Origin of the sequence: Bradyrhizobium sp. (genome assembly GCF_035570375.1) — a bacterium.
Lineage (GTDB): Bacteria > Pseudomonadota > Alphaproteobacteria > Rhizobiales > Xanthobacteraceae > Bradyrhizobium.
On sequence record NZ_DATMLW010000166.1, the window covers coordinates 1 to 11,778 of the forward strand.

The 11,778-nt window shown below is 62.0% G+C and carries 10 protein-coding genes and 1 tRNA gene; 4 read left to right on the plus strand and 7 right to left on the minus strand.

Annotated features, from left to right (window positions below; all coding sequences use genetic code 11):
• The 5 genes from VNX23_RS18190 to VNX23_RS18210 all read right to left on the minus strand — a co-directional run.
• A partial coding sequence (locus VNX23_RS18190) for a 1-deoxy-D-xylulose-5-phosphate synthase N-terminal domain-containing protein (protein ID WP_325632254.1) occupies positions 1-557 on the minus strand: 557 nt, incomplete at its 3' end.
• A 489-nt stretch (positions 558-1,046) separates the two neighbouring features.
• Positions 1,047-1,298: an exodeoxyribonuclease VII small subunit gene (locus tag VNX23_RS18195; protein ID WP_325632256.1), complete on the minus strand. Its 252-nt coding sequence runs from the start codon at positions 1,296-1,298 to the stop codon at positions 1,047-1,049.
• Positions 1,299-1,513: 215 nt separating this feature from the next.
• Positions 1,514-2,467: a histone deacetylase family protein gene (locus VNX23_RS18200; protein ID WP_325632258.1), complete on the minus strand. Its 954-nt coding sequence runs from the start codon at positions 2,465-2,467 to the stop codon at positions 1,514-1,516.
• A gap of 309 nt (positions 2,468-2,776) precedes the next feature.
• On the minus strand, positions 2,777-4,450 hold the full coding sequence (locus VNX23_RS18205; protein WP_414643029.1) for a bifunctional metallophosphatase/5'-nucleotidase: 1,674 nt from the start codon (positions 4,448-4,450) through the stop codon (positions 2,777-2,779).
• A gap of 35 nt (positions 4,451-4,485) precedes the next feature.
• Complete coding sequence (locus tag VNX23_RS18210; protein WP_325632259.1) at positions 4,486-5,247, minus strand: crotonase/enoyl-CoA hydratase family protein; 762 nt, start codon at positions 5,245-5,247, stop codon at positions 4,486-4,488.
• Between the two features lie 291 nt (positions 5,248-5,538).
• On the opposite strand from VNX23_RS18210, the gene VNX23_RS18215 reads away from it, so the two are divergent.
• The 3 genes from VNX23_RS18215 to VNX23_RS18225 all read left to right on the plus strand — a co-directional run bounded on the left by VNX23_RS18215 (position 5,539) and on the right by VNX23_RS18225 (position 8,467).
• A complete protein-coding gene (locus VNX23_RS18215) occupies positions 5,539-6,495 on the plus strand; it encodes a ring-cleaving dioxygenase (RefSeq protein WP_325632270.1) in 957 nt (318 codons plus the stop codon).
• Positions 6,496-7,086: 591 nt separating this feature from the next.
• Positions 7,087-8,022, plus strand: coding sequence for a hypothetical protein (locus VNX23_RS18220; protein WP_325632261.1), 936 nt, complete (start codon positions 7,087-7,089; stop codon positions 8,020-8,022).
• 112 nt (positions 8,023-8,134) lie between these two features.
• On the plus strand, positions 8,135-8,467 hold the full coding sequence (locus VNX23_RS18225; RefSeq protein ID WP_325632263.1) for a copper-binding protein: 333 nt from the start codon (positions 8,135-8,137) through the stop codon (positions 8,465-8,467).
• A 309-nt stretch (positions 8,468-8,776) separates the two neighbouring features.
• Here VNX23_RS18225 and VNX23_RS18230 read toward each other — a convergent pair whose 3' ends face one another.
• Together VNX23_RS18230 and VNX23_RS18235 are read right to left on the minus strand one after the other, a co-directional pair.
• Positions 8,777-8,950 (minus strand): hypothetical protein, encoded by a 174-nt coding sequence (locus tag VNX23_RS18230; RefSeq protein WP_325632265.1) that lies wholly within the window; start codon positions 8,948-8,950, stop codon positions 8,777-8,779.
• A 553-nt stretch (positions 8,951-9,503) separates the two neighbouring features.
• Positions 9,504-11,282, minus strand: a complete 1,779-nt coding sequence (locus VNX23_RS18235; RefSeq protein ID WP_325632266.1) for an acyl-CoA dehydrogenase — start codon at positions 11,280-11,282, stop codon at positions 9,504-9,506.
• A 287-nt stretch (positions 11,283-11,569) separates the two neighbouring features.
• On the opposite strand from VNX23_RS18235, the gene VNX23_RS18240 reads away from it, so the two are divergent.
• Positions 11,570-11,644: transfer RNA gene (locus tag VNX23_RS18240), tRNA-Gln, on the plus strand.
• Positions 11,645-11,778 lie beyond the last annotated feature (134 nt).

The following is an 11,778-nucleotide window of genomic DNA, read 5'->3' on the forward strand; positions in this document are numbered from 1 at the left end:
GGTGCAATCGACATGTCGTTGTCGTTGAGTATGACGATCAGGCGCGAATTCATCGCGCCCGCATTGTTCATGGCCTCATAGGCCATGCCGGCGGACATCGCGCCGTCGCCGATCACGGCGATGACATTATTCTTTCCGCCGGAGAGGTCGCGCGCCACCGCCATGCCGAGCGCAGCCGAAATCGATGTCGAGGAATGCGCGGCGCCGAACGGATCGTAATCGCTCTCGGTGCGCTTGGTGAAACCCGACAACCCGCCGCCGGTGCGCAGCGTGCGAATCCGGTCACGGCGGCCGGTCAGGATCTTGTGCGGGTAGGCCTGGTGGCCGACGTCCCAGATCAGGCGGTCGCGCGGGGTGTCGAAGATATAATGCAGGGCGGTCGTCAGCTCGACCACACCCAGGCCCGCGCCGAAATGTCCCCCGGTCACCGAGACGGCATCGATGGTCTCCTGGCGAAGTTCGTCGGCCACTTGCCGGATTTGTTCCACCTTGAGGCGGCGCAAATCCTCCGGAGTGCGGATGGTGTCGAGAAGGGGCGTCTTACTGAATGTGGTCACAGCGAAATTCCAATGTTGCAGATCGGGATTAATCGTCCGACGGGAGATGGGTTGCGCAGATTCAGCGCAGCGAAAACCCGGACGCTGGATACCACCTGAGGAGACCGGAGCCCAATTTGATAGTCGACACGTGCTCCCGATCCTTCAATGTGATATGCGTCACCTTTGGCAGTTTCACCCTTGTCAATTGTTTTATTTAGCTATTTCAAGCGCTTACTGTCACTTTAGCACGGACGGGATAGCGCTTTGGCGAGCCCATAGCGTTCCGATCTTTACACTAAAGTGACCAACAAAGCCAACCCACCTCAGGGCGCCTGGCCAAACGGCGGAACCTGGAATGCTAATCGCGGCGGCAGGCTTTGGGTTCCCTCTCGCCCAAATCAGCGGCTTCGGCGCGACCTTCGCCGGGCAATTTCAGGGAGATTCCGAGTCCCCAATTGGCCCTGTTCCAGGGCTGGAACCGCGGGATCGGACCGAGTGCGAAAATCATCACTGCACGTCGAGCGGCTCGGTGCCGGTCGGCTGGCCGTTTGCGTCAGTGGTAATCTTGTCGACCCGCGCTTCCGCCTGCCGCAGCAATTCCTCACATCGCCGCTTCAAGGCCTCGCCGCGCTCGTAAATCGTCACTGATTCCTCAAGCGGCACCTTGCCTTCCTCTAGGCGCTTGACGATCGATTCGAGTTCCTCGATCGCCCGCTCGAAGCTGAGCTTCTTGACGTCCCCTGGAGGGTTTTCGGCCATGATGTTTTCCCGTCAGTATGAGGGGGATGCGAATGCTAGAATCGGACCACCAGTGCTCCGATTCCGAAGTTCGCAAACATTCGCGGCGACCACTGATGCGAACTTCGGAATCATAAGGAGCACTGGTAACCTAATGTTTTATAGTGCGGTTTTTGAATTTGAAGTGCCTGTGAAGAGTTTGTAGCAAAACTGACAGGAACTTCAAATTCACCGCACTAGACAGATGTATTAGGCCGGGATTCCGCGCCCATCAATGCGGTGACATGGGCCGCGACCGATTCTCTCAAGCCCTGGAGATCGTAGCCGCCCTCGAGCACCGAAACCACCCGCCCGCCCGCGGTGCGATCGGCGAGTTCCATCAGCTTGCGCGTGACCCAGCCGAAGTCCTCGGCCTTGAGATTGAGGGAAGCAAGCGGATCGCGGTAATGCGCATCGAAACCGGCGGAGATGAGAATCAGTTCCGGGCTGAACTTGGTGAGCTGCGGCAGGATCACGTTCTCGAACGCGGCGCGGAATTTCGCCCCGTCATCTTCCGAGGCCAACGGCGCGTTGACGATGTTGTCGTGTTCGCCGCGCTCTCCGCGGGCGCCGGTGCCGGGAAACAGCGGCATCTGGTGCGTGGAGCAATACATCACCGTCTTGTCGGCCCAGAAAATTTCCTGGGTGCCGTTGCCGTGATGCACATCGAAGTCGACCACGGCCGCCCGGGCGATTCCGTACTTTTGCTGCGCATGACGCGCCGCGATGGCGACGTTGTCGAAAAAGCAGAAGCCCATCGGCGTGCTGGTCTCGGCGTGGTGGCCGGGGGGCCGAACCGCGACGAAAGCATTGTGGTGCTTGCCCGACATCACCGCATCGGTGGCGGCGACCGCACCGCCAACGCCGCGCATCACCGCTTCCCAGGTGCCGGGAGACATCGATGTGTCGCCGTCGAGATAGATCAGGCCGCTCGACGGAGCGATGCGGCGGAGCTCTCCGACATAATGCTCGCTGTGGCAGAGCGTGACCAGATCGAGACTGCCTGCCGGCGCTTCGCCGCGCACCAGGTTCTTGAAGCGATCCTCGCCAAGCACTTGGGCGACCGCGCGCAGCCGGTCCGGGCGCTCGGGATGCCCGGGAGGCGTAGCGTGGTCGAGACAGGCCGAATGGGTGAGAAGCAGCGTGGTCATGCACCGGAGTTCCGATTTTGCGAAGTTCGCAAAACTATCGTGGCGACCTCTGATGCGAACCTGGAATCAAAGGGGCTCTGGCAAACTTGGAATTCGAGTAGCGGCTTTTGAATTTTAAATTCCCGTAGCAACGTCGCAGCGGCACCGACAGCAACTTCAAATTCGCCGCACTCCCTTTTGCGCGTCAAACGCGCTTTCCCGGGAAAGGCTAATCTAAGGGCTCGCCGGCTGTTCGAAAAGAGCCCGCGCAGGCAATCCTTCCCGGCAACCGCCTGGGCGCACTCCCTAGCATCAATGCCGGTTGCTCGTTCAATTCAGTCGCGCGATGCGCTCAGTCGCGACCGGTGCAATCGGACTGTTGGCCTGGAAATAGGTGTAGAGGGCGTCGGCGTCGAATACGCCGAATCGCTGCGCGGTTCCCTCCTTCAGCACGGTGAAGCCGTCGCCTCCGACCGAGAGATAATTGTTCACCGTCACCCGGTAGCTCCTGAGCGGATCGACCAGCTCTCCGTTGAGCGAGATCGATGCGGCGATCACGTGCTCCCCGTAGGGCTTTGCGGCGTCCCAGGTGTAGCGGAAACCCTTCGAGACCTGGAGAATTCGCGGCCGCCTGGGGTCGAGCCATTGCTGTTCCAGCATGTTCCTGATCTGGCCGCCGGTCAGCGACAGCGTGACGAGCTGATTGCGGAACGGCTGCGAGGCGAACAACTCGGCGTAGGTCACCGCGCCATCCTCCTTCCTGACGATGTCGGTACGAATGCCGCCGGGATTCGTAAACGCGATCACGGCTCCGCCATTGCCGTCCGCCTTGGTCGCGGCCAACTGGGCGTCGGCAATGATATCGCCGAGCGCGCTCTCGCCGGCTGCGCCCGGCACACGCGACAGCGTCTCGGTGATGGAGCCCGCGCGGCGGTTGGCGATCGGCGCGGAAACCTTGTCGTAGGCTTCAATCAAGGCGGTCTGTCGCGCATCCTTGGGCAGGCTGTTGGAGCGCACGATCACGTTATCGGCCCTGGCGCTGACGACATCGCGGGTATTCGGATCAAGTTTCAGATCGATCGCCGTGACCAGGGTGCCGTATTTGTCGCCTGAGGTGACGAGACGTCCGTCGATCTGGCAGACATAGGCCTGATGGGTGTGACCGCTGACGACGACGTCGACGGCGGAATCGAATTTTTTGGTGATCTCGACGATGGCGCCGGAAATGCCGGGACATTCATTGTAGTCGCCGGTCGGAAAACCGCCTTCGTGGATCAGGACGACGATGGCCTCGACGCCGCGCGCCTTCAATTCCGCAACCGACGCATTCACGGTATCCGCCTCGTCCCTGAATTCGAGCCCGGCCGCGCTGGTCGGGGAAATGATATCGGGCGTGCCCTTCAAGGTCAGGCCGATGAAGCCGACCGGGATGCCGTCGAATTGGCGGATCTCGTAAGGCGGAAAGATCGTCTTGCCGGTATCCTTCTCGATGGTCGAAGCCGCAAGGTAATGGAATTTTGCACCTAAAAACGCGTGCGGCCCCTGACAGCCGTCGACGGGATGACAGCCGCCATTCTGCATCCGCTTCAGTTCGGCCTTGCCCTCGTCGAATTCGTGATTGCCGACGGAAGCCAGTTCGAGCCCCATCATCGACAGCGATTCGACGGTCGGTTCGTCGTGAAACATCGCCGACAGGAACGGGCTCGCCCCGATCAGGTCGCCGGCCGCAACGAAGATCGTGTTTTTTCGACCCCGGCGGAGTTCCTTCACCAGCGTCGCCATGTGCTCGGCGCCGCCAGCCGGAACCGCAATCTTTCTGGTCACATCGTCGGGATCGCTGATCCTGATTCCGCCTGACGGCGGCCGGAGGTAACCGTGGAAATCATTGATTGCGAGAATGCGCAGGTCGACCGGCGCTGCATCCTCGGCGGAGCAGGGAGGCGGCGCTTGCATCGCGCCGAACAGCGCCAGCGCCGCCAGCGCAGGAGGAAGTTTGCGTCTCATGACCGTATTCATAAAGGGCAGGCGAGACGGTTTGTTCAAGCCTTCTTGCGCGCAAAAAATGCCTTGAAGGCTCCGATCGCTTCCTTCGAGCGCATGCGTTCGCCGAACAGATAGCCCTCCTGATCGATCCTGCGGGTGAGGTCTTCCGGCGGCAGCTTCACGAGCTTTCGCGAAATCGCGACCGCTTCCGCCGGCAGCGCGCTGATCTCGCGGGCGACCTTGCGCGCCTCGGCCTCGGCTCGGCCCGGCGCGACCACCATGTTGACGAAACCGGCCGCCTTGGCCTCCTCAGGGGTGAGCGAGCGGCCCATCACCAGCATCGCAAACGCACGCTGATGTCCCATGATGCGCGGCGCCAAAAGGCTGGAGGCGCCTTCGGGCACGAGGCCGAGATGGATGAACGGCGTCGAAAAACTCGCCGCCGTGCTGGCGATCACATAATCGCAATGGAACAGCATGGTGGTGCCGATGCCGATCGCGAGGCCGTCGACTGCGGCAATGATCGGCTTGGCGTTGTGGGAAAGCGAGTAGAGAAACCTGGTGGCCTCGGAGGCACGCGGCGTGTCGGTTTGCGAGGTGCCGTCTTTTAAAAAATCCTCCAGGTCGTTTCCGGCGGTGAATGCGCCAAGGCCGCCGGCGATGATGATGCACCGGATCGCCGGATTTGCCTGCGCGGTGTCGATCGCTTCGCTCATGCCGCGATACATCGCCCGCGTGATCGCGTTTTTCTTCTCCGCCCGGCGCAGCGTGATGACCCTTGTGGCGTCTTCGTCGGTGATGATCAGATGTTCGGTCATGGGTCCGGCCTTTGCGACAGTGGAAGGTGTGGCTGGCTAGTCTTTCCAAAATACCCTACATCAACCTGCTAGTGGAGTGGATGTGACATTCGCTACCCACCTAGCCGCAAGCTCGTTAAGCGAATGTCACATCCTAAACTCCACTGGAATTCAATATTTGGCTGGTGGTCCTTTGATTCTAGCATTGGCAAAAGTGCCTGCTGCAATAGGAAGCGAATGCTAGAATCGGACCACGGGCCCGCCCAAACCCGCGAACGGCGCTTTTTCGGCGACGCACCGACGCGCAAGGAATTGACGATGCAACTCACCGGGATTCACCATCTGACCGCGATTTCGGCGAAACCGCGCGAGAATCTGGCCTTTTATACCGGCCTGCTCGGCATGCGGCTGGTCAAGAAGACCGTCAACCAGGACGACGTCAGCGCCTACCATTTGTTCTATGCCGACGGAAAGGCCAATCCGGGCACCGATCTGACCTTCTTCGACTTTGCGGTTCCGCCGGAGCGGCGCGGGAGCAACAGCATTTCCCGCACGAGTTTGCGGGTCGCGGGCGAAAATGCCATCGGCTACTTTCGCGATCGCTTGCGCAAGGCGGGCGGCCCGACGGGAGAGGTCACCGAAGTCGACGGCCGGTTGACGCTGACGTTTGAGGACGTGGAAGGCCAGCGCCTGACGCTGGTGGATGACGGTGGTGTCGGTCCGGCATCGCCCTGGGAAAAGAGCACCGTGCCGGCCGAGCACCAGATCCGCGGCCTCGGCCCGATTCACCTCGACGTGCGCGACCTTTCCCGCACCGCGATGGTTCTGCAAGGCGTGATGAACATGCGTCATCTGCGCGACTACGCGGCGGCGGATAGCAAGGCCGATGTGCAGGTGTTCGCGATGGGCGAGGGCGGGCCGGGCGCGGAACTGCACGTGATCGAGCAGAAGGAGTTGCCTGTGGCGCGACAGGGCGCGGGCGGCGTGCACCACGTCGCGTTTCGCACGCCGGATGAGACGCAATACCACGGCTGGACGCGGCGCCTGCGCGAGCTTGGCATTCCCAACAGCGGCGAGGTCGATCGCTTCTATTTTCGCAGCCTCTACTTCCGCGAGCCCAACGGCATCCTGTTCGAGATCGCAACCGACGGGCCCGGCTTTGCAACCGATGAGCCGATGGACAAGCTTGGCGAAAAGCTCGCTTTGCCGCCCTTCCTCGAACCTCGGCGCGCCGCGATCGAAGCGGGCCTGAAGCCGATCACCTGGTAAAGCAGATTGACATTCGTTGCCCGGCCCGCGGGCTCGCAAAGCGAATGTCAAATCTCAAACTCCACTGCAATCTGATACTTGCTGGTGTCTCGATTCCGAAGTTCGCATCATTTTGCCGGGACCCCGTTTGCGAATTTCGGAATCGAAAGGACGCTCGTAAGTCATCGTTTCCAGCTCGTAAGTCGTTGTTTTGACCGAACTCGCGGCAGCAATGATGCGGACTTCTGAACCGCCACACCGGTGGTACTTCGATTCCACCCTTCGCGAGCATGGCGGCCTGGATGCGAATGCCGGAATCGAACCGCCAGCGCGCGCCGTCGGCAGAAAACGCCGGCCGGACGGGGACTTACCCAAAAAGAGGCCTCAACCTCTCCATTGAATCGCCTTGGTTTGGGAATCGCCTTGGTTGGTCAAGTGGCGATGAAGTCCAAGGGGCGATGAGATTTGGTTAAATCGTCATCGCGCCTTGGTTCTTTGGTTGAGCATGAACTTCTTCGGAGAACCGCTGCACACGTTTGCGGATCATGCTTGGAGCTCGGATTCCGAAAGTTCGCACCACGCCGGTGACATTGGACTGAATATGGAGGGCCAATGCATTCCTCGCTGAACCGCAAACCGACCGACGATCCGCACGATTTCGTGGTGGTCCCGGCCGATCACGTCCAGGTTGCGCCCGCCGATGACGAGATTTCCGATCTGTTGCGCGCCGCAGCGCGTCAGCATGCCGACGTGCAAGGCGGCGCAGGACCCAGCTCACCGGTCCCACCGGTCGATACCACCTTTCGCGCGACCGACGTCAACAATGATCTCCTCAAGCGCCGGTGGTCGATTGGTCGGCGAGTGATGCGCGCTCTCGCGGCGGTGCTTTTGGCGGGGTGCATCGGTGCTGCCGCCATGGCGTGGCAGGCTTCGGGCTATGCCTTCAAGAAGATCGCCTGGAAGTGGTTGCCCAAGGCGGCCGTCACCACCTCGCTGCCACTCGAGAAATTGGGCCTCACTTCGCCTTCGAGCTCGCCTTCCGCCGAGCCCGCCGCGAGCGAGGATACACCGCCACAGACCGCGGCTGCCGAACCAGCACCGGCGAGCGCCGAGGCACAGCCGGCCATCAACGCCGCTCAACCGGCGGATCCGGCGCCATCGACGGCGCGCGATCTCGCCAGCGTCGGGCAGGAGATCGAAGCGCTCAAGGCCAGCATTGCTGAGTTGAAAGCGAACCAGCAGCAGATGGCGCGCGAGCTGGCGAAAGCCAACGAGCAGAACGCGCGTGCGCGGCTGACGGCGGCGCCGCCGCATCCTGCCGTCGCGCCCCGCAAGCCGGTGCCCCCACCATATACGCCGTCGCTAGGCGCAGCCGCGCCCGCCTACCGGCCGTCAGCGACGCCATATCCGGCGACGCAAGCCGCGGCATCTCCGCCGCCGCCGCAGGTCGCTCAGCCATACGCGCAGCGTCCGGTTGAAACGCTGCCGCCGCCGCCCAACGATCCCGGCCTTGTGACCGCGCCGCGCCCGCCGATGCCGGTACAATAGCGGCCGCTCCATGGTTCCGGTTGCGATGAATGGTGCGGGTGAGTTCCATCGGCCGGAACGAAATGCGTGGCTTGCGGCTTATCGCGAGAAGCCACGGAAGCGGGAGACTGCGATGAAGACCGCAAAAATTATCTCGGCCGGCATTGCTGCGTCGGTCATCATGAGCTCGGCTGCTTTGGCTCAGCAAACTCCGACGGTCCAACCACAAAATCCGGCGGCTCAACAATCGCCGGCGGGAATGATTACCGAGGTCAATCGACTCAATGGCTCGGTCGCGATACGGCAGATCCAGAACGGCACGGTCGGAGCGAGCGCGAGCGGCGCCACCGAACGGTTCAAGGTGCAAGGCATCTCGCTCGACGACTTCCATGCCGGCGACAAGGTGACGTATACGGCCAGCGACACCGGCGGTACCAGGACGATCACAAAGCTTCAGAAGCAGTGAGGTCTGGCACTACCGTGGTTACCCGTCATGGCCGGGCATAGCCGCTCGAACAACGGCGTCGCTTCCGTTCGCCTGTGCGAAGGACGGCGTCGCTACGCAATGCTCCTCACAATGCGGTGACGTGTCGACCCGTGACCCAAAACGCACGTTTGGATTTTCTTTGTGGAAGCGGTCATCGAAGCGTCGCCAGATTGAACTGATTGTCGACGCCGGCTTCCGACCCCCGTACTGGACCTGCGCCCCAGACGACCGCCCCCCGGCGCATATACCAGTCCCTCCACTGGAACGCTGATTTGCCCGACGGGCAAATCAGTGTTTTTGCGTGTCGAGCATTTCCACGTCTGTCCAGCCCATCAGCGAAAAATTTTTCGCTTCACGATTCGGTAGAAACAGCTTTATCGATTCGCACCATCCCGCCTCGGCAAGAGGGGCGTATGCGCTATCGTCACGAAACGTGAGGCGGGATGCGATGGACGCGGCCATGTCGAAAGACGAACGACCATGCCGCGGACGGCGAAGTCGTGTGGTCCTGACGTCTCGACGCTGGCGTCAAGTTGGCGACGATGCTTTCGCATCGCGCCGGCGACGGTGACAAACAAGCCCGATCACCGGGGAGAGCGCGAAGGAAACCGTTAACACCATCGCGCAGGGAATGCCGGTGACTTGGCTGTACCTGTGGTGACTTAAGCTCATGTGCTTTTTTCATTTGCACGTGAGGCTGCGGGTGCTGGCTTAAGCACCCGGCATTCCCTGCGCCCTCCTTATGGAGGGACATGAATGTCGCAAAGCTCGGGCGAAGTGCGCCGCGAGAATGCGAAGACGCGTCATTGCGAGGAGCGACAGCTCTGGAGCAATCTCACGTCGTCCCGGACAAGCGAGCCTCTGGCAACGCGTAGCGTTGTCCAGAGCGAGCGCGATCCGGGACCCATAACCACAATTGTCCCCGCTGCGCAAAGATGGAGCCAGGGTTGTGTTCACAACCGGCATTGGGGGTTATGGGTCCCCGCTTTCGCGGGGACGACCAAAGGTGCGCAGATTATCCCAGCAGCACCGCGTCGGCCCTGTTTACGGCATCCGCGCTCTCGATCACGGTTTTCTCCAGCGCGCCCGCTTGTACCGAAACGTTTTCGGCAAAGAACCGCGCCAGCGTGACGTAGCGCTGCGCGTCGCCTTCACTGAAATCGCGCGCGGCAAGCGCTTCGGATGCCAGCATGCATCCGCCGAGCGTGGACCCGAACAGCCGCAGATAGGGTGTCGCACCGGCCAGCGCATCGTTCGGCGCCGAGGTAACGCGCTCGAGCAGCCAGCGGCTGGTGCGCTCGAGCGAGGCGAGCGCATCGCGCAGCTTTGCACCCGTGGTGCCGAAGGCCGGGTCGTTCGAGGCCTCGACCTGCCTGACGATTCCCGTGAGTTCGTCGAACAGCGCCCACACCGACTCCCCGCCATTGGCGGCGAGCTTTCGCGTCACGAGATCGATCGACTGGATGCCGTTGGTGCCTTCATAGATCGGGGTGATGCGGGCGTCGCGAAGATGCTGCGCAGCTCCGGTTTCCTCGATAAAACCCATGCCGCCGTGAACTTGCACGCCGAGCGAAGCCACCTCATTGCCGATGTCGGTCGAGAAGGCTTTTGCGATCGGCGTGAGCAGCGCGCCGCGTGCTGCAGCCGCCGCGCGCGTCCCGGCGTCCTTGGCGCGAACCGAAACATCGAGCGCGACCGCGGTGGCATAGCAGATCGTCCGCGCCGCGGCGGTGAGCGCGCGCATCTGCATCAGCATGCGCTTGACGTCGGGGTGCACGATGATGGGGTCCGAGCCTTCGGCGGTCTTGCCGATCGCGCGGCCCTGGCGCCGCTCCTGGGCATAGGCGAGCGCCTGCTGATAGGCGCGGTCGGCGATGCCGACGCCCTCAAGTCCGACGCCGAGGCGGGCCTGGTTCATCATCGTGAACATGCAGTGCATGCCGCGATTCTCCTCGCCGATCAGGTATCCGATCGCGCCGCCGCGATCGCCCATCGTCATGGTGCAGGTGGGCGCAGCATGCATGCCGAGCTTGTGCTCGATGCCCGAGGCGTAGATGTCGTTGCGTTCCCCCAGCGAGCCGTCCGCCTCGACGAGGAATTTCGGAATCAGAAACAGCGAAATGCCCCTGGTACCGGGTGGCGCATCCGGCAGGCGCGCGAGCACGAAATGCACGATATTGTCGCTCATGTCGTGATCGCCATAGGTGATGAAGATTTTCGAACCCTTGATGCGATAGGTGCCGTCGGCGGCGCGTTCGGCGCGGGTGCGCAAGGCGCCGACATCCGAACCCGCTTGCGGTTCGGTCAGCTGCATGGTGCCCGGCCATTCGCCCGAAATGAGCTTTTCGAGATAGGTCTTCTTCAATTCGTCGCTGCCGTGCGCCTCAAGCGCCTCGATCGCGCTCAGCGTCAAAAGCGGGCACAGGCCGAAGGCTATGTTCGACGCACTCCAGATTTCGGTGCACACCGCGTTGATCGCAAGCGGCAGGCCCTGGCCGCCGAATGCCTCTGGCCCGGAGACGGCGTTCCAGCCGGCCTCGGTCCAGCGCCGGTAGGCTTCGGGCCAGCCGGGTGCGGTGGTCACCTTGCCGCCGTCGAGCTTGATGCCGTGTTCGTCGCCGACGCGATTGAGCGGCGCCAGCACGTCGGAGGCAAACCGGCCGGCTTCCTCCAGCACGGCGGCAGCGATATCGCTGTCGAAATCGCCATAATGGCCGGCTTTCACGGCCGCCTGAAGGCCGGCGCCGTGGTTGAGGGCCAGCAGCATGTCGTTGATCGGCGCGCGATAGGTCATGGCTTCCCGCTCTCTCATCGGCTCTTACAAGGAGCCATTCGTCTTCCCATGAAACGGCGCTTCTCTCAACTCCCGAAGGGCATCGGCGGCAAAAAGGACGGCCTTTGGGGCCGGGGAGGGCCGGAATCGGCAAGCCGAACCCGGGCGTCGCGGGCCATGGCGGAATGGCTCAAATTCCATCCGAATTCGTCCCTCTACCCGGTTGAAATAAATGATATGGCTCTATAGACCGGCGTTGCCAACAGGAACTCGCGGAACGCTTGCCGCTCTTTCGCTCTTCCCGTTATTGGGGCGTCGCCAAGTGGTAAGGCAGTGGATTTTGATTCCACCATACGGAGGTTCGAATCCTCCCGCCCCAGCCAGCCACTCACTCAACGTACGATAGTGTGCACCTAAGTCACAGAAAGCCCGCAAAACACGGGCTTTCTTGCGTTCTGCGAGATGTCTCCAGACTCCGAAAAAGAGCAACCAACGCGAGAATCTGCCGAAAGTCTCC

Coding starts and splice junctions, on each gene's coding strand:
- VNX23_RS18195 (WP_325632256.1), bottom strand. CDS start 1,298: ATGGCCGAAAACCCTCCAGGGGACGTCAAGAAGCTCAGCTTCGAGCGG.
- VNX23_RS18200 (WP_325632258.1), bottom strand. CDS start 2,467: ATGACCACGCTGCTTCTCACCCATTCGGCCTGTCTCGACCACGCTACG.
- VNX23_RS18205 (WP_414643029.1), bottom strand. CDS start 4,450: ATGAGACGCAAACTTCCTCCTGCGCTGGCGGCGCTGGCGCTGTTCGGC.
- VNX23_RS18210 (WP_325632259.1), bottom strand. CDS start 5,247: ATGACCGAACATCTGATCATCACCGACGAAGACGCCACAAGGGTCATC.
- VNX23_RS18220 (WP_325632261.1), top strand. CDS start 7,087: ATGCATTCCTCGCTGAACCGCAAACCGACCGACGATCCGCACGATTTC.
- VNX23_RS18225 (WP_325632263.1), top strand. CDS start 8,135: ATGAAGACCGCAAAAATTATCTCGGCCGGCATTGCTGCGTCGGTCATC.
- VNX23_RS18230 (WP_325632265.1), bottom strand. CDS start 8,950: ATGGCCGCGTCCATCGCATCCCGCCTCACGTTTCGTGACGATAGCGCA.
- VNX23_RS18235 (WP_325632266.1), bottom strand. CDS start 11,282: ATGACCTATCGCGCGCCGATCAACGACATGCTGCTGGCCCTCAACCAC.